This is a genomic window from Paenibacillus sp. FSL W8-0186, from assembly GCF_037969765.1.
GTDB lineage: Bacteria > Bacillota > Bacilli > Paenibacillales > Paenibacillaceae > Fontibacillus > Fontibacillus woosongensis.
This window is the reverse complement of the sequence record NZ_CP150207.1, coordinates 3,562,410-3,580,872: the sequence shown is the minus strand read 5'-3', so window position 1 is coordinate 3,580,872 and position 18,463 is coordinate 3,562,410. Positions and strand designations below refer to the sequence as shown.

Genomic DNA, 18,463 nt, shown 5'->3' with positions numbered 1-18,463 from the left:
ATTGCGGGCAAGAAATGAGCCTTGATTTTAGAGTGCTTATTTTTGAAGGGATTATCGAAATTGACAGAGTACCGGTATTCGAATGCGAGCAATGCAGTCATTACGAGGTGCTTCCGGCCATAAAACCGGATCTGCTTGCTCTGCTGGGGGAACTGAAGGCGAGCCGGGAGCAGGGGCTCGTGCTTTTTAATGAAGTGAGCGAACTGGCAGACGTGATGTACGGCATTTACCGGACATGGAGCGAGACCGACTCACCATCCTTTGAATCGCTTCTCGACCAGAAATGCAAGGAACGCATTAACCTTCTGCTGGATGTGTATGGATGCGCCAAAGGAATGGAAGACCAGGTTTGGATGGAGGACATTTCCAAAAGATTGGCTCAAATATCTGACTTTGTAAATAACAGTCAGTTTTCAAGAACAAATTAAGGGTGCTTTCTGGCAAAAGTACTGCAATGAGTTGTGTTTAACGTCTTTTTTTTGTTAAGATAACAAAAGAGTAATGTTAAGTATGCCTTGTCGGAAAAAGGGGATGGATATATTATGGCTGGTTTGAAAAGAATAACTTCCATAGAAGAGCTTGCCCAGGCTATGGAAGATTCAGCGCACAGGCCGTTTTTGTTATTCAAACATAGTACCCGTTGTCCCATCAGTTCGGGAGCGCACCGGGAGTTCGATGCATACTTAAATCATAATCCCAACGAAGCTGTAAACTACGGTGTGATATACGTTCTCGAAGACAGGGCTGTCTCTGATGCGGCTGCTGAGCGCCTTGGAGTGAAGCATGAGTCCCCTCAAGCCATCCTGGTCAAAAACGGACAAGCCGTTTGGCACACATCCCATTCCGACATTACTTTAGAAGCCCTAGAGGGAATTCTAGCCGAATGAAGCGCGAACATTGCACAAAGTAAAATTTTGTCGTATCATAAACCTAATTGGAGCTTGAAAATTACGGGATGAATGAGTGAAAATCTATTGGCAATGGAGAGAAGAATGTGACGGTTACCATTTATGATGTGGCACGTGAAGCAGGCGTCTCAATGGCCACGGTTTCACGGGTTGTCAACAACAACCCCAATGTGAAGCCGCAAACCCGGAAAAAAGTATACGAAGCAATTGAACGGTTGGGATATCGTCCGAATGCGGTTGCAAGAGGCCTTGCGAGCAAGAAGACGACTACGGTTGGCGTAGTCATTCCGGACATCTCAAATTCAATTTTCGCTGAAATCGCCCGGGGTATTGAAGACATCGCTAACATGTACCACTATAACATTATTTTATGTAATGCGGACAAGAAGAAGGAGAAGGAAATCCGCGTCATCAACACGCTGCTCGAGAAGCAGGTGGACGGGCTTCTCTTTATGGGCGGAGCAGTGACGGAAGAGCATATGCAGGCTTTCCAGACCTCCTCTGTTCCGGTTGTGTTGTGTGCGACGAGCGATGAGAACGGAACAATTCCTTCCGTTGATATCGATCATGAGGCTGCTGCCTTCGATGCTGTCAGCACACTGATTCGCCATGGCCATCGCGAGATTGCCATGATCAGTGGAACGCTGCAGGATCCTGCCAACGGATATGCGCGGTTCCAGGGTTACAAGCGCGCGCTCGAAACTGCGGGCATTCAGTACCAGGAGGATCTGGTGCGGATTGGCAATTACCGCTACGAATCCGGTGTCGAAGCGATGAAGTATTTCCTGGGTCTTAAGAAGCGCCCGACGGCAATCTTCGCCGCCACGGATGAAATGGCGATTGGAGCAATCCACAGCATTCAGGACGAAGGTCTCAAAGTGCCGGAGGATTTCTCAATTATTAGTGTGGATAACATTCGCATGGCTTCGATGGTTCGGCCGCAGCTGACTACGGTCGCACAGCCGATGTACGACCTTGGTGCGGTAGCGATGCGTCTGTTGACGAAATTGATGAAGAAAGAGACTGTAGAGAGCTCGAAGGTGATTCTGCCGCATGAGACGATTCTTCGCTTGTCGGTCAGCCATGTATAATTGGCTGGACTGATTCATCAATTATAGATAGAGAAGAAGATTAAAGACAAATATATGAAAAAGGTTATACGGAAAAAGCTCCTGCTCAGGAGCTTTTTTTAGGGGAAAAAAGAGGAGGAGATCGTTATGGCCGCAACAATCGGGCTGATGGGCGCCATGGATGAAGAAATCGCTCTGCTGCTGGAGCAGGTAGAGGGGCAGAATACCGTCATACATGCCGGAATCAGCTTTGTAACCGGGCAGCTGCACGGCAAAGAGGTTGTCGTATGCAAGTCGGGCGTCGGCAAAGTCAATGCCGCTGCAACGACACAGGTGCTGGTGGATCGGTTCGGAGCAGACACGATACTATTTACAGGAGTGGCAGGTGCGGTTCACCCCGAGCTTAACATCGGGGATATCGTGATTTCCTCTTCATGCCAGCAGCATGACATGGACGTTACGCCGCTCGGCTTTGCCCGCGGTATAATTCCTTATCAGGACGTATCGGATTTTCCGGCAGACAAGAAACTGATCCGTCTGGCGGAAGAGGCCTGCTCCAAACTGTGCGAGGATAACAACTTTATCGTAGGCAAGGTGCTGTCTGGCGACCAGTTTATTTCCGATTATGATTATGTCCGCGAGCTTCACGAGACGATGGACGGCGCCTGCGTGGAGATGGAAGGGGCAGCTGTAGCGCAAGTATGCCATATGAATGGAGTGCCTTACGTCATTCTCCGCTCGATGTCCGACAAGGCCGACGGCACGGCGGACGTCAATTTCGCCGAATTTACGGTGCTCGCTGCCCGGCATTCGTTTGAAATTCTAAACGAGATGGTCGCCGGCCTGAACCGTTAATTAGATTTCAGGGAAATCCTGCAGCGCAACCGCGAGGCTCTCGCGGTTTTTTGCCGTGATTTCGGCCCTGCGGGGAATCCCTTCCCAATGGGTCAAATCATCGAGCCATTCGGCTGGAAGGCTTACCGAGCTCTGTTCCTGCCAACGCTCAATCCACGTTTGGGGAAGCCGGGTACGGGGATGCTGCTTCAGGGAGCGCTTTAGCGGATGATCCGTCATCTCCAGCCACAGCAGGCTCCATGCCCGGGGAACGACGCGCCAGATGTCATATCCGCCGCCGCCTACGGCAACCCAGCGCCCGCTGCAGTACGTATGGGCCAGACTGTGTATGATCGCGGGCATTTCGTTATAGATGGCCATGCTGCACTGCATATGGGAGAGCGGGTCGAGCGCATGCGCATCGCAGCCATGCTGGCTGATGATAAGATCCGGTTTGAAATATTCCGTCAAGCGGCGGATCGACTGCTCGAAGCATTCCATCCAGGAAGCGTCCTCCGTATAAGGCTGAAGTGGAATGTTGACGCAGGCTCCATAGCCCTGGTGCTCGCCCTTCTCTTGCACGAAGCCAGTGCCCGGGAATAAATACTTCCCGGTCTCGTGGATGGAATAGGTGCATACTTCGGGATCGGAATAGAAGCTCCACTGTACCCCGTCACCATGGTGCACGTCCGTATCGATATAAAGCACACGTGCCTTGTAGCGCTGCCGGACATAGGCGATAGCCACGGAGACGTCATTGTAGACGCAGAAGCCCGCTGCTTTGGCAGAGAGGGCGTGATGCAGGCCGCCGCCCAAATGCAGGGCGTGATCGCAGCGTCCGGACATAACCTCCTCGCAGGCCGTAATTGAGCCGCCGGCAACATAGGCAGCAGCCTCATGCATGCCTGGGAAGAAGGGCGTATCGTCGTCGTCCAGCCCGTACTGCCCTGCCCGCTCCAGCCAATCAGGACCTGGATTTGTGCTTAGCGCTTTTACAGCCTCTATATAAGCCGGCTGGTGAACCTGCAGCAGCTCTTCTTCTGTGGCCGGCCGCGACGTCAGCATCGCTGTAGGGGCTAGCGCACCCGCTTCGGCAAGAAGATCGAGCGTTAATCTAAGCCGGAGGGGATGAAAAGGATGGCTGTCGTGAAAATGATAATTCATGGCTTTATCGTGATGAATCAATAAAGCGCTTCCAGTCATGGGCGCCACTCTCCTTGCTCTTGTGTCATCATCTGCATGAGCATTAATACATGAACCGCTGCTGAAAGCGAATGCGGTCAAATTGCTCTTCAGATTCCAGCGGGACATCTTTTCCGATGCGGACCATCAGGCAGTTTGCCGGATGGGAGCAAATTTCCGGGTCATCGGTAGCGTACCAGACCATATCGACCGTTTTCATGAGCCGCTCCATCATTTTCCGGTAGTCCCATACGCTAAGTCCGCTGCTTTTCAAATCCCAATGCCAGTAATATTCCGTCGTAAATACGATGTAGCGCTCCATCTGTTCCTGCTCGAATGCTGTCCGGATCATTTTCGAGCCGAGTCCTAGCGAGCGGTAGTCGTTGGCTACCTCAATCGCCCCCAGTTCAATGAGATCGGGCATATTTCCCTGAGACCAGCGTTCCATTTCATCCGGATAATGAAACGTGACGTAACCGACGATTGTGTCCTGCTCCCTTGCGATGATAATGCGTCCTTCCGGGAGTCCCGCGATTTCGATCAACGCCTCATGCTGGTCCTTGGGTCTGCGAAAAGCATCGAGCTCCTCATGCATTTGAAAGTGCTGCAGGAGCTCCGGCGAAACCGGGCCCTCAATGACGATTTCGCGGCCTCCACTAGATACGGTATGGCGGATATGCGTTTTCCGATGTTCCATTTTCGCCGCCTCCTTTGCTCGTTCCCCTCACTTATAACAGAAAAATGAAAATTTGAAAAGTATAGCCCCTCATAAAAGCGTGTGTTATAATGTATTCCGACATAAAACATTCATAATTAACTCTTGACATCCCGCTGCACACTGCATGACTAATTACACACTGGCCCTCATGAACAAGTGGATACCGCTTCAAACTATGCCATTAGGTTGACAGCATTAATCCGCACTATGAAATCCGCCGACGTGTATCCGTTTTCATGATTTGAATTTGCTTATTAATGGGTGCTTAAAGACAGATTCAAGGGAGGATGAAACAATGAGTCAGCTGCAAGGTGAGATTATTTCGGAGGTAGCCCCCTCGTCCAATTTGGGGAACTATGAGGAGGCTTACGCCAAATTCGATTGGGCCGAAGTGGAGAAGCAATTCTCCTGGTATGATACGGGCCGCGTCAATATGGCTTATGAAGCGATCGACCGCCACGTGGATGCGGGAAAAGGCAGCCGTACGGCTCTGCTGTTCAGTGATTCGAACAGGAATGAATCCTATACGTATGAAGAACTGAGTACGCTGTCCAACAAATTTGCGAATGTACTGCGCAGCTATGGCATTGGTAAGGGCGACCGCGTTTTCGTCTTTATGCCGAGAAGCCCTGAGCTGTATATCTCCGTACTCGGTACACTCAAGGTAGGTGCGGTCGTAGGGCCGCTCTTCGAAGCTTTTATGGAAACGGCGGTCAAGGACCGGCTGGAGGACAGCGGCGCGGTAGCCATCGTCACGACGCCTGCGCTGCTGCATCGCGTCAAGCGGAACGAGCTGCCCGAGCTGAAGCATGTGTTCCTGGTCGGCGAGGATCTTCCGCAGGAAGCGGGGCTGATCGACCTGCTGGCCGAGCTGGAGAAGGCCGCACCGGAGACCGAAATCCAATGGGTCGACCGCGAGGACGGGATGATCCTGCACTATACATCGGGCTCTACGGGAAAACCTAAGGGTGTATACCACGTTCATAACGCGATGATTCAGCATTATCATACAGGCAGGGTTGTTCTGGATCTGAAGGAAGGCGATATTTACTGGTGTACGGCCGATCCGGGCTGGGTGACGGGGACCTCCTACGGGATATTCGCACCTTGGCTGCTTGGGGTTACGAATGTTGTGCGCGGAGGACGCTTCAGTCCCGGTGACTGGTATGATACGATTCAGCAGAACAAAGTAACAGTCTGGTACAGTGCGCCGACGGCATTCCGGATGTTGATGGGAGCAGGGGAAGACATCATCGGCCAATACGATCTGTCTTCGCTGAGACATGTCCTATCCGTCGGCGAGCCGCTGAATCCTGAGGTCGTACGCTGGGGACACAGAGTATACGGGCTGCGCATTCATGATACATGGTGGATGACGGAAACCGGCGGACAACTGATCTGCAACTACCCATCGATGCCGCTGAAGCCGGGCTCCATGGGCAAGCCGGTTCCGGGCATCGGAGCCGCGATTATCGACGATAACGGCAAGATTCTGCCGCCTAACCGGATGGGAAATCTGGCCATCCGTACACCTTGGCCGGCCATGATGCGGTTAATCTGGAACAACGCTCCAAAATATGAGGAGTATTTCCGGGTTCCGGGGTGGTACATTTCCGGCGACACGGCTTATATGGACGAAGACGGTTATTTCTGGTTCCAGGGCCGGATTGACGACGTCATCAATTCCTCCGGGGAGCGAATCGGCCCATTTGAGGTGGAGAGCAAGCTGCTAGAGCATCCGGCCGTTGCGGAAGCGGGCGTAATCGGCAAGCCTGACCCGACGCGGGGAGAAATCATCAAAGCGTTCATTTCGCTGCTGGATGGATATGAGCCTTCAGAGGAGCTGAAGGCAGACATCGCCCGCTTCGTGAAGGAAGGGTTGTCGGCTCATGCGGCACCACGCGAAATCGAGTTCAAGGATAAGCTGCCGAAGACGCGCTCCGGTAAAATCATGCGCCGCGTGCTCAAGGCCTGGGAGCTGAATCTTCCAACCGGGGATCTGTCGACAATAGAGGATTGATAACAAACGATAGGCATGACCGATATTCATTTAATACAAGAAAAACGCCGGGATGAACCATGTCAGCCCCGGCGTTTTTCTCGTAGTCAGCCTTCAACGAATTGCCCCTTGATGGGGTCAAGATCGTTTTTAAATTTTATGCGAATCGATTTGCCCTTCCCCAGACTTGGTTGATCGGACACCTGGAAATGAATATGCGCTTCGCTGGAATTTCCGGAATTGCCGGCAAGTCCAAGCGTCTGGCCTCGTTTGACCTTTTGCCCCTCCTGCACGCTGATCGATCCTTGTTTGAAATGCGCCAAAATACTGTACTCTCCTTGATGATTGATGATAATGTAGTTACCGGCGGCCTGCTGCTCGTTCATGGTGCCGACAGGGGCATTATCCTCCACATCGTTCACGACCTCCATGATGATGCCGTCCGCTGGAGCCAGCACCTCCCGTCCGAAAGCATGGAAGCTTTCATTTTCCGCCGGGTCCCCTTCATAGCTGCCGCCTTCCTCAACGACGATGAAATCGTAAGCATAGCGCTGGGTCTCGTAAGCGTAGTGATAATTGAAGAGCACGTTGCTGCCGCCCCAGAAGGTTAGCCATTCCCCTGTAAACGGTAAACTGTATTCTTGCTTGGTGTAATCATTATCCGTTGCGGGATAAGAGGACAGATTTACAATTTGCAGCCCCCATATGACTCCGTTCTGGTCTGTTACAGCGGAAATTCCTTTGCTGGAGGAAGGATCGATCCATACATAGTCCGTCATGCCGTTGACTGCTATCTTTGATTGCATCACAAACGTATCATTAGCCCCAAAGAAAGATTGCGACAGCTCTTTGATTTGCTGCATAGTTACTTGGCTTTGAAAATCGGGGCTAAGCGTGTTGTACACCTGCTTATAATGTTCGTTCTGCAAAGCCTGGGGGAGCAGATCGATACTTTCCAAGATATCGGCGGATGGCTGGGAATCTTTTGATGATTGTGAATTTTGTGAATCTGGCAGGCTGCACCCTGTGAAAATGAATAATGCTACTGCGCAAATTAACAATTTTGCTTTCATATGGCATCTCTCCTGTTCTACATCGAGTTGATCTCTTTGTCTGTAATTATAGCCGCCGGAGTTGAACGCTAGAAAAACAGGGGATTAACAGCTGCTTAAATTTATTATGCTTCTGTTAAGGTGCTGTTAAGGTTCCAGAAGCCATGAGACAGCAAGGATATGTTACAATGAGCACAACTATATGGAAGCACAGGGAGGACTAAAGAATGAGCCAGCCCCAAATCCTGCTGGTGGATGACGAGAAGGCAATTCTTAAATTGCTGCAGACGGTATTGGCCAAGGAAGGCTATACCGAAGTAGACTCCGTCGAGAGCGCAGAGGAGGCCATAGAGGCCTGCCGCTCCAAATCATACGATCTTATTATCTTAGACGTGATGCTGCCGGGTAAGAGCGGCTTCGAGGCAGCCCCATTCATTCGCGAATGGACAGCTGCGCCGATCCTGTTCTTGACGGCCCGTTCGACAGATTTGGACAAGCTGACTGGCTTCGCGATAGGAGGGGATGATTATATCATTAAGCCGTTCAATCCTCTAGAGGTCATCGCTCGACTGAAGGTTCATCTTAGAAGGACCACTGGATCCGGATCGCCAGGATCTCTGCCTGCAAAGAGGGCGGGAATTCAAGAAATATATGATTTTGGCTACTTCGTCGTGGATGGGACCGCCAAGGAGCTTACGGTAAACGGTAGTGCTGTTGACTGCCCGGCCCAAGTTTTTCAGCTGCTTTTATTTTTATGCCGCCATCCTAATCGTGTATTTTCAAAAGACGAGCTTTATGAACGGGTTTGGGGCGAATCTGCGTTCAGGGATGACAACACAGTTATGGTACATATTCACCGTATACGAGAGCGAATTGAGCGGAATCCCGCCAAACCAGAATTTTTGCTGACTGTGCGGGGACTGGGCTATAAGCTGGTTCACAGAGGAGCAGAACCGTGACCATGCGCCGCCGTTTTGTCTGGATGTTTATCAGACAGTGGTTGACTGTCGGGGTTATTACGGCAATTTGCATTGTGATGATGTTTCTATGGATCGCAGAAAAAATGATGGAACTGGATTTAAAGCGCAATTTCTCCCGTGTGGCGCTGGAATCCATTATGGACGCTTATTCGGTCCGCGAGGACGGCTCTCCGCACATTTCGCCCAGGCTGCTGAAGCAGGTAGAAGATAATGGCGGCTGGCTTCAAGTGCTAAATGAGGATGGGGAGGCAACGAGCGCCTATTTTACACCCCCGGATGTTCCCGAGAAATATAAGCCTGGTGAGCTGATCGACTATTTTAACCGTCAGCAGCCATTTCCTTACCGGCTCTATATATTGATTCGTCCGATTGAAGGAGAAATGGTTACGCTTCTGTATGGCGTCAAGGAGCCGCTGGACACGGCGGCGTCTGTACTAGCCGAGGGAGGTACGGGATATGAACATTTAATCAGGGAGGCAGGGCAAGCTGAGCCAGCCTCTGGATTCAACGGATGGCCCGAGGAGATTAGATACTCCCTGGAGGAATATGAGGCCGGCATACAGCTGCTGAGTGCTGAGGGAAAAGAGCTATTGTCGTATCGTCTGCCTTCAGGCGTCCCGCATCAATATTCTCCGCAGGAGCTCGTGTTAAGATGGCAATACCCGGAACGCTATGGCATGCGCATAGAAATGAGAACGGAGAAGGACAGCGGAAGGATATGGCTGATTCATGCTCCATATGATGCTGTTCCTGGCATCTGCTTAACGCCGTTTGGCCCTACTGTCAATAGTGAGAGTCAGCTCATGATGTACGGGTTCGGCAGTCTCGTGCTGATCCTATTACTTGCTTGCGGCGGATTGGCATTGTGGCAGGGGAATAGATTCGGGCTGCCAATGCTTCATGTAATGCGATGGCTGGAGCAACTGGCGCAGCGGCATTACAAGGAGCCAAACGACCGGCATGGCAGACCGAGCAGCAAACGGCGTTCCGGCCGCCTGAAGCACAGGTATAAAGCGTATGCAGAAGTCGTTTATTCTGTTGAGGAATTGTCTCAGCAGCTGGAGCAGCATGAGTTTGAACGGGAGCAAAATGAGCGCATGCGGGAAGAATGGATTGCAGGCCTGTCCCATGACCTGAAGACGCCGCTTTCCTCCATATACGGTTATGCCCAACTGCTGCGATCCGGGCAGTACGAGTGGGACAGAGAGGAAGTTACGGACTTTGCGGCAATCATGGTGGAAAAGGCAGAATATATGGATGGCCTGATTCAGGATTTAAATTTGCTTTATCGCCTCAAGCATGCCTCTGATGCGCTGCATCTGGAATACCGCAATGTGAACGAAGTGGCGGGGGAAGCCGTTGCGCGCATTGCGGAGGATCCAGCCTGGTCGCCGTATGAAAGCGAATGGATTTCTTCCCCTGAGGATATTTATTATCCTGTTGATCCTCTTGCATTTCGCCGAATGATGGATAATATTATGGTCAATGCCATGCTGCATAACCCGCCAGGGACGAAATTAATAATTCAGTTGCAGAAAGGCCCGGGATCCGGCTTCACCCTGCATTTCGAAGATAACGGTAACGGCATGGATGAGGCTACCTTAAACAGTTTGTTTCAACGGTATTATCGGGGAACGCCCACGGATCGCATAACGTCAGGCAGTGGGCTAGGCATGGCGATAGCTAAAGAAATCGCCGAAGCGCATGGGGGAACGGTTGAGGTGCGAAGTGCGGTGGGGCGGGGAACATTAATTACGGTAAGCTTCAGCGGAAATAAGAGGGGACACCCGGCAGATCTAAGTACGATCTAGCCGAATGTCCCGGAGGCTTCAAGGATATTAAATAGATCTGAAGCCGTTGGGCAAGACGCCTGTTCTGCGAATCGCCCGAATTTCCGCCAGGCTTAGACGCCTATTGGAGCTGATGATCGATTCAGGCTCACTGCCTGCAATAATGTCGTCTAGATCGGCGATATTGGTTACGCCCCGAAAAACCCGGAATCTTCCTCTGAAATTCGTACGAGAGAACAGAACTAAGGTAGCACCCAAGTTCGGAGAGAAGAAGCGCAGGCTCTCGATGTCGCCAAATGTACGCTCTAGGTTCCGTATTCCGACATTACCGCGAACGACGAATCTGCGTCCTCTGTAATTCTCGTCCCGAAACAAGCGAAGTCTTGGAAAAACGGCTTGAGAGATCATTGCTTTACTCATGCTGTCACCTCCTTCGCGAACAGTATATGAATCTTAAAATTCGGCTGCTTGGACATAGTTCCTATTGAAAACAAACAAAACAAGTTTCATAGAAAAAAAGCTTCCACCAGAACGAAATGTTCCGTGGAAGCTTTTGGTGTTCGCGGTTATTTCTTGAACTGCACTGAACTAGAAGGTGAGGATTCTCCCAGCCCATTGATGGCCGTGACCCTGACCCAACCGCTTGGCGCATCCGTTTTAAACGAAAAATGCGTGGCTGGGGTCGAGCCTAGTCTGGAATAGACGCCATCTGCGGTATCCGATAAATAGATCTGGTATTTCGTAATATGTTCCTCGGACGCATTCGCTGCCCAGGATACCGTAATTTCCTGATCGTTGATCTGCGCTCCGACTTGCCCTGGTGCGTTAGGCGGGGCTAAATTATCCAAATCAATATCCGGCAATGATTCCTGATCCGAGCCATCCGGATTGGGAATGCCACTCCAGCTATCGAAGCTAACGATCGCGCTTGGCGCGGATTCTCTTCCAGCAACGTCTACCGCTGTGATGTAGTAGGCGTAATTGCCTCCGGAGCCCGAGTCTGTGAACAGGGTGTCTTGACCCGTCAGCACGACCTTCCCTGTGCCCTTGAAGACAGCTCCGCCTTCCGACCGGTACAGGCGATAGCCGACGACGTCATTTTCTGGATTTTTGGCAAAAGATATTTTGGCCGCGCCGCCTGCCGCAGTCAGATGGACATCACTTGGCGGTGATGGATCTTTGCCATCGTCTTCCCTTGGATCCGGCTTGGTTGGAGCGTCTTCGCCAGCATCCTTCGGCATATAGAAGCTAAGCGGTCTATGACCGCCTTTCATACCGGAAAAGGCCTTCTGAAGCTCGTCGACAAGCTCCTTAATCGGCTTCTCGCGCTTCATGACGACTTTCTCCAGTACCATGTCGGAAGGGGTCGTGTCATGCGGAATATAGTTCACGCCTTCATACGTGATATATTTCGTCCGAACCAGCACGTCATCGGGCTCGGTAGGGACGTATTTCGCGTTAAATATGTCCGTGACCACTTTTCCGGCCTGCTGTGTAAGGGCAGTCGGCAGCTTGCCGCTATAGCCTGAGACGGTTTTGGTTACGATGCCGTCCGGCTTCTCAAATTGTTTCGTTTGAAACAGCTCCGGTTTGCTGTCGGTCACTTCATTCATTACTTTGGCCCAGATGGAGCGAGCTCTCGACTTGCCTGCGTTAGACAGCGTATTAACCGGTTCTTTATAACCGATCCAGACGCCTAGCGACACGTCGGGAGTATATCCCATAAACCATACGTCCGCATAATTTTGCGTAGAGCCCGTTTTACCGACTATCGGAATTTTTCCATAGCTTTTGAAGTCACTTTTGAGCGATCTGGCTGTTCCGTCGGTAATGACCGTGCGAAGCATATCCGTCATCAAATAGGCGGTCTGTTTGGAAAAGACTGGTTCAGACTCTACCTGATGCTTATAGACGACATTGCCTTTAAAATCGGTGATTTTCTCGATCATGTAGGCATCGGTGAATTCTCCGCCATTGGCGATTGTGCTATACGCGTTCGTAAGCTCCTCAACAGTGACACCGTATTTAAGGCCGCCAAGGACGCCGGTCTGCGCCCCGTAGTCATCCTCAACCAATGTGGTAATGCCGAGCTTCTTGGTGAATTCCCAGGCCTGCTCGATGCCTACAGTTTGATTAAACACCTTCAGCGCCGGTACGTTTCGCGATTCATTCAGCGCCGTTCTTGCTGTAACCAAACCTTTGTAGCCGCCGCTTGAATTTACCGGAATATGATAGCCCTTGGAGTAATCCCGCAAAATAATCGGCGAATCATCGATGATGCTGGCCGGCTGGATCAGACCGAGTTCCATTGCCGGCAGATAGGCGGCGATCGGCTTCATTGTGGAGCCGGGCTGCCTTTTCATTTGTGTAGCATAGTTCATTTGCTCCGTATAGAAGTCCCGGCCTTCAATCATGCCGAGAATGGCTCCAGAACGGTTGTCGAGCATGATGGCAGCGACCTGCTCAAGCCCTTTCTTCTCGCTGTAAGGGCTGAAATTGTCAGCGTTCTCCGACACCTTATGCATGGCATTGTACACTTGCTTATCGATGGTCGTGTATACCCGGTAGCCTCCCGTCAGAAGCTGCTGCCGCGCTTCTTCGAGCAGCTGCGGATTGCCCAGCAGCTCCTCTTTGGTCATCTCCGGATTATTCATCATGGCGATGACGAGAGCGCCCTGCCGCTCGGTTTCCAGCATTAAATAAGGATAGGTCTCGTAAGCTTTTTTTGTTTGTGCTGCCAGAGAGCCTTTAATGTCAAAGGCTAAAGCCTCGTCATACTGTTCTCTGGTAATCTTGTTTTCTTCCAGCATGCGGGACAGCACGAGCTGCTGCCGCTTGATGGCGCGGGCAAATGCTTCTTCGTTGAACTCACCCTTGCCGTTAAAGGCGGAATAGGCGGAAGGAAGCTGAGGCAGCCCCGCCAGATAAGCCGTCTGGGCAATGTTGAGCTCGTTTAGGTTGGTGACGTTGAATATCCCCTTGGCGGCAGCTTTGATGCCGTAGACCTGATATCCGTTTGAGCCATTGCCAAAAGGAACTTTATTCAAATAAGCTGTAATGATTTCAGGTTTGGAGAGAAAGCGTTCCAGACGTACAGCAAGAAAAATTTCCTTCACCTTTCGGTTAGCGGTTTTGTCGAGGCTCAGGAACACGCGTCTGGCCAGCTGCTGAGTCAGTGTGCTGCCCCCGGTCTGTACATCCTCCTTCAGGAGCCGTTGTTTGACCGCACGCATTGTTCCATTGAAATCAACGCCGATATGGCGGTAGAAGTTGTTGTCCTCGATAGCGATTACCGCATCTATGACGGAAGCAGGAATTTCTTCATAACTGACCGGCCGCCGGTCTTCTTCCGAACGAAGCTGGCCAATGCCTGAGCCGTCGCGGAAATAGGCGAAGCCTGTCATCTCGTTATGATTGATTTTCGCTTCTATATCGGCACGGGACCGCACGGGGTCATCCTTCACGATCGAGGTGACGTACCCGAATACGGCGCCTCCGGCAAAGAGAACGGCAGCGAATCCGAACAGGGTCAGCCAGCCCAGCGTCATCCAGACCCAGCGCCATTTTGAGCGTTTTGGCGCTTTTGCCTTGTTCTTCTGTTGCTTTTTGTTGGAGCTTGTATCGTTATCGCGAGCCATGAAATATCCTCCTTTTTAACAGCAACATTATAGCATAAATTAAGGGATTTGAATGCTCTTTCAAAGATTGGCCGCGCAGAAAAAAATGATTCCGGCCTGAGAATCACCGTTTTGGACTTGTAAAAAGTATGTATTTTATAACTAGCTAAAATGCATTGCTCGGCAAAAAATACAAAAACCGACCCGATCCTTGCGGACGAGTCGGTTTTGTGAAGCTTATTAACGGTTGTAGAACTCGACGATTTGCTTCTCGTCAATGTCTTGGGACAACTCGGAACGCTCTGGCAAACGGATGAATTTGCCTTCCAGCGCTTGGTCGTTGAACTCAAGGTAAGCAGGAACGTGAGTGCGGTTCTCCAGGGCTTCCTTAATGGAAGAAAGACCGCGGCTTCTTTCGCGAAGACCGATTACGTCGCCAGTGCTTACGGAGTAAGAAGCGATGTCAACTTTTTTGCCGTTAACGGTAACGTGTCCGTGGGATACCAATTGACGTGCGCCTGCACGGGAGTTGGCAAAGCCCAGACGGTACACCAAGTTGTCCAAACGAGTCTCGAGGAGGAACATGAAGTTCTCACCCGCGATACCGCTCATTTTTTGAGCTTTGTTGAACAAAGTGCGGAATTGCTTCTCGCCAAGACCATACATGTGGCGAAGCTTTTGTTTTTCTTGAAGCTGCATACCGTAGTTGCTGATTTTTCTCCGTTGGGTTGGACCATGTTGTCCCGGAGGGAATGGGCGCTTCAATTCTTTTCCAGTGCCGCTCAAGGAAATGCCAAGACGGCGGCTAAGTTTAAATTTAGGACCAGTGTAACGTGCCATTGTATAGGTAGACTCCTTTAATTTGAAATTTTCGCTATAGGGTTCTACTTGCGCGGACTTTGTTTAGTAAGCGAAGGATAGAAGATAATTACGCTTATCTGTCAGGAAAGTTCAGCCGCTGTCCCGACAGCAACAAAATCCAGAGGGTGCCGCATGCGTTACGCCCTAATCAAAGACCTATCCAGTCTTCTTCAACAATATATATTATATGAAATCATCGAATAAAGTCAAGATGGGTTTTTTGTATGAAAAGCGTTAAAAATCGTGGTTTATGTCGATAGGGCTTTCGGCCTAAAAAAGTGTGGCGAAATGGAGTAAAATTAATGCAAAAAGGGACGGAAGATAGTAAAATAAACATATAGTCACATAAAAGAATCAAGGAGCGAAACTGACTGGACGGACGAGACAAACATGAGCAGCTGTTATACATGGACAGAGTTGAATAGCTTAGGTTACCAATAAATCGCCGTATTTCAAGTGCGACGAAAAGGAGTTTTCCTATGGCCAAACAATCAAGAGACGACCCGATGATAGATACAATTCCGAATTCTTCGCTGTCTGTGCTATTTGAGGAAGCAAGTGAGCATATGAGTTGGCTGGAACAACTCGATATAACAGAACATGATTACTCATATATTGAACCGTTCATACAGAAAGGCTACGCGGATTGGAAGCAGGAGATTTCCGGATTGCTTGAACTTGACGGGGGATGGTGGTTTGTGGCCAATCATACCGGGACGATCATCGATGCGGACATGCCGATCCCGGAGCTCGTGGCCGAGACGATCGCGGCCACCGTACAAAGCCTTGAATGTACCGTCCGTTCCTTCGAATGCTTCAGCTGCATTGCCGTACCGGTCTTAACGCGGAGTAACGGGCAGTTGTTCGCCGTATTCGGCTGCGTGCTGGATGAAGGCATAAGTGCTGATGCTTCGCTCATATTGGCAAAAATGAACGCCCATTATTTCCGGGCCTGCTTCTATAAGAGATTCCATTCCTGGTTCGTGCTTGATTTGCTGAGCATCCAGAGACAGACCAAACGCGAGGAGCATCGACGCTCCATCTTGTTCCAGGTCGTTCAGAAGCTGCATGGCAAAATCGACGTCGATTCCATTTTGTCGGAAGTGTTCGAGAGAATTGCCGGCATGTATCCAGATGCCAAGGTCGAGCTGCTCATGTCACAGGATCACGTCAGCCGCGATCCGAGGGTCAAGTCGCTTCTGCTGCACGGAGAGCAGGAGCATATCTGCGTTAGAGCTTTTATGGAAGGCAGGATGCTGCGCAAAGAGCTGCAGAGTACAGAGGGCGAGCCTTACATAGAAATTGCGGTCCCCCTCATCGGCAAGCAGGGCGTTTACGGGGTGTTTCATTTGCTGCTGCCTAAGGATCAGGTAGAGGAAATCGATTTACAGCTCATCAGCATGCTGGCCGATACGGCGGGGACTGCCTTCGAGAACGCGAAACTGTACGAGCAATCCAATCTGCTGATCAGCGAGCTGCGGCTCATCAATGAATTGACTAAACGGCTCAATCAAAGTCTCCGTCCCAAAGAAGTTTTTAAATTCGCGACGGAAGAGCTGCTGTCGATTTTTAAAGCCGAATTTTGCTGCATCTCGCAAATCACCAAAGAAAATGAGCATTTCGAAATCATGTCCAGCAATGTGCCGTCGTTGTCCAAGGAGTTCTTTCCGAAGGATTACGGCTTTAGCGGGTTGGTCTACTCGACGCAGGAGCCGATTATTCTGTCAGATTACAAGGCCTATGGCAAGTTTTCTTCTAAAATGATGGAGATCACGGACTCCCGCTCCCTGATTGCCGCTCCTTTGATCGTCAGGGGAGAGGTGAACGGCGTTATTATGCTGTCCCACCGGGAAGAACGGTTTTTCTCTTATGAAAATTACAAGCTGCTGCAGGTGCTGGCTTCCCATATCGGCCTTGCCATCGCTAATGCTTCTCTGCATGCGGAAGTACGTAGGATGGCCAATCGGGACATGCTCACAGGACTGTATGCGCGGCATTATTTGGATGATACGATTCAGGAATTTCAGAAGAAGGACACTAACGGCTCATTGATTGTCGTCGATATCGATCAGTTTAAGGGGATCAATGATACGTACGGGCATCAAACCGGAGACAAGATTCTGAAGCAGGTATGTTCGATTATCAGTAGCACGATACGCAAGACGGATATCGCTGCCCGGTGGGGCGGCGAAGAGCTTGCCTTGTACTTGCCGGGAGCGAGTATGGAGCACGGGCTGCAGATCGCGGAGATGATTCGTTTGCGCGTAGAACAGGAGACCGAGCCGAAGGTGACTGTGTCGTGCGGCATTGCCGAATGGACCCGGGATGATGACAGGATCAGTGTTGAATCATTGTTCTACCAGGCGGATATGGCTTTGTACAAAGCGAAAAATAACGGCAGAAATCAAACGCAGGCGGGTTAAATAATATAGTGCTGTTTCATGATGACTGTCTCACGTCGTGAGGCAGTTTTTTGCTGTGCTGGCGCATAGATTCTTTGGGCAGGGACAGCCTACAGCTAACAGGCATTATCCTAAGGAGGAATCAGCATCATGGGTCTACTTCACAGGTTCATCTTAGCGAGCTTTTGCTTGATGGCTGCAGTGTTGATGTCGTCCTGCCGCCTGCAGGAGGCGCGAACCGGCGAGCAATGGTTTAATCACGCGTGGTCTGGCCTGGCGGGCGTAGATGCTTTGACCTTTCAGGGCAAAGCGGCATTATGGCGCGGAGAGCAGGGGGTACTGGAGCAAAATTTAAGCTATAGCGGCAGGCTGGATGACCATCACCGCCTGACCATGCGGACCGTCATTGCGGAAGGGGGGGCCGGCAGCAAGGGAAGCCTGCTGGCATCGGGGACGCACCTGGGGGGAAAATATGAAACAAAGCTTGTGGCACAGGGACGGCGCTGGCATATTGTTTCTGACGAAGAGTCGCTGGGCAAGGGGCTGGCTCGGCTTAACCCGCTGGAACAGCTGGAGCATATCCGCAATGCCCGGAAATCGATCAAGCTGGAGAGCGGGGCAGCCAGAGGAACGAAGGTGCTGCGGATTGAACTTGATGCCGCGGATGCACAGGCTTTGATTGGCAGTGAGCTGGAGGAAGAGATGAAGCAGGTAAGGCAGAAATGGGAAAGCAAGCTTGCCAAGCTGCAGAATGCGGAACGGGCGAAGCTGGCCAGCCAGTCGGAGCAGATCTGGAGTGCGGGAAATAAACAGCTTGCCGAAATGCTGAATCAAGCTGAGATTCAAGCTGTATACCATCTAACCGTCAATTCGAAGACAGGGCTTCCGATGCGCCTGACCTCCGAATCGAGGATAGCGTATTTGAGCCCGCAAGGTGTTCCGCAGCAGGAGATGCTGCGCACAGATAACCGGTTTGCTGATTATAAATAGCAAGCTGGTTATTTTCCGAATATCTCCTAATCTCTTGGAAGAGAGCGGCAGACCGTGCTA

General features: G+C 51.0%; 15 protein-coding genes. 9 read left to right on the top strand and 6 right to left on the bottom strand.

The window, feature by feature from the left end:
• Positions 1–14 precede the first annotated feature (14 nt).
• The 4 genes from MKX50_RS16180 to MKX50_RS16165 all read left to right on the top strand — a co-directional run bounded on the left by MKX50_RS16180 (position 15) and on the right by MKX50_RS16165 (position 2,833).
• On the top strand, positions 15–428 hold the full coding sequence (locus MKX50_RS16180; protein WP_339157363.1) for a hypothetical protein: 414 nt from the start codon (positions 15–17) through the stop codon (positions 426–428).
• Between the two features lie 114 nt (positions 429–542).
• Positions 543–887: a bacillithiol system redox-active protein YtxJ gene (gene ytxJ, locus MKX50_RS16175; protein ID WP_339157362.1), complete on the top strand. Its 345-nt coding sequence runs from the start codon at positions 543–545 to the stop codon at positions 885–887.
• 107 nt (positions 888–994) lie between these two features.
• Positions 995–1,999, top strand: a complete 1,005-nt coding sequence (gene ccpA / locus MKX50_RS16170) for a catabolite control protein A (protein ID WP_055107543.1) — start codon at positions 995–997, stop codon at positions 1,997–1,999.
• Positions 2,000–2,125: 126 nt separating this feature from the next.
• Positions 2,126–2,833 (top strand): 5'-methylthioadenosine/adenosylhomocysteine nucleosidase, encoded by a 708-nt coding sequence (locus MKX50_RS16165; protein WP_339157361.1) that lies wholly within the window; start codon positions 2,126–2,128, stop codon positions 2,831–2,833.
• On the opposite strand, the gene MKX50_RS16160 is transcribed toward MKX50_RS16165, so the two are convergent.
• Both MKX50_RS16160 and MKX50_RS16155 read right to left on the bottom strand, forming a co-directional pair.
• Entirely contained in the window at positions 2,834–4,015 is a 1,182-nt protein-coding gene (locus MKX50_RS16160) for an acetoin utilization protein AcuC (RefSeq protein WP_339157360.1), read from the bottom strand.
• Between the two features lie 43 nt (positions 4,016–4,058).
• A complete protein-coding gene (locus MKX50_RS16155; RefSeq protein ID WP_155610311.1) occupies positions 4,059–4,691 on the bottom strand; it encodes a GNAT family N-acetyltransferase in 633 nt (210 codons plus the stop codon).
• Between the two features lie 316 nt (positions 4,692–5,007).
• Here MKX50_RS16155 and acsA point away from each other — a divergent pair, with 316 nt between their 5' ends.
• Complete coding sequence (gene acsA / locus MKX50_RS16150) at positions 5,008–6,732, top strand: acetate--CoA ligase (protein WP_339157359.1); 1,725 nt, start codon at positions 5,008–5,010, stop codon at positions 6,730–6,732.
• 86 nt (positions 6,733–6,818) lie between these two features.
• On the opposite strand, the gene MKX50_RS16145 is transcribed toward acsA, so the two are convergent.
• Positions 6,819–7,670 (bottom strand): M23 family metallopeptidase, encoded by an 852-nt coding sequence (locus MKX50_RS16145; RefSeq protein WP_339157358.1) that lies wholly within the window; start codon positions 7,668–7,670, stop codon positions 6,819–6,821.
• A gap of 320 nt (positions 7,671–7,990) precedes the next feature.
• On the opposite strand from MKX50_RS16145, the gene MKX50_RS16140 reads away from it, so the two are divergent.
• Positions 7,991–8,722 carry a response regulator transcription factor gene (locus tag MKX50_RS16140; protein WP_213590437.1) on the top strand — a complete coding sequence of 244 codons (732 nt, stop codon included), beginning with the start codon at positions 7,991–7,993 and terminating at the stop codon, positions 8,720–8,722.
• Positions 8,723–8,745: 23 nt separating this feature from the next.
• Positions 8,746–10,554 carry a HAMP domain-containing sensor histidine kinase gene (locus MKX50_RS16135; protein WP_339157357.1) on the top strand — a complete coding sequence of 603 codons (1,809 nt, stop codon included), beginning with the start codon at positions 8,746–8,748 and terminating at the stop codon, positions 10,552–10,554.
• Between the two features lie 27 nt (positions 10,555–10,581).
• Here MKX50_RS16135 and MKX50_RS16130 read toward each other — a convergent pair whose 3' ends face one another.
• The 3 genes from MKX50_RS16130 to rpsD form a co-directional block, all read right to left on the bottom strand.
• Positions 10,582–10,953: a hypothetical protein gene (locus tag MKX50_RS16130; RefSeq protein WP_213590439.1), complete on the bottom strand. Its 372-nt coding sequence runs from the start codon at positions 10,951–10,953 to the stop codon at positions 10,582–10,584.
• A gap of 146 nt (positions 10,954–11,099) precedes the next feature.
• Positions 11,100–14,171: a transglycosylase domain-containing protein gene (locus MKX50_RS16125; RefSeq protein ID WP_339157356.1), complete on the bottom strand. Its 3,072-nt coding sequence runs from the start codon at positions 14,169–14,171 to the stop codon at positions 11,100–11,102.
• Positions 14,172–14,390: 219 nt separating this feature from the next.
• Complete coding sequence (gene rpsD, locus MKX50_RS16120; RefSeq protein WP_155610304.1) at positions 14,391–14,990, bottom strand: 30S ribosomal protein S4; 600 nt, start codon at positions 14,988–14,990, stop codon at positions 14,391–14,393.
• Between the two features lie 500 nt (positions 14,991–15,490).
• Here rpsD and MKX50_RS16115 point away from each other — a divergent pair, with 500 nt between their 5' ends.
• Positions 15,491–17,434: a diguanylate cyclase gene (locus MKX50_RS16115; RefSeq protein WP_213590441.1), complete on the top strand. Its 1,944-nt coding sequence runs from the start codon at positions 15,491–15,493 to the stop codon at positions 17,432–17,434.
• Positions 17,435–17,563: 129 nt separating this feature from the next.
• Positions 17,564–18,403 (top strand): hypothetical protein, encoded by an 840-nt coding sequence (locus MKX50_RS16110; RefSeq protein ID WP_213590442.1) that lies wholly within the window; start codon positions 17,564–17,566, stop codon positions 18,401–18,403.
• Positions 18,404–18,463 lie beyond the last annotated feature (60 nt).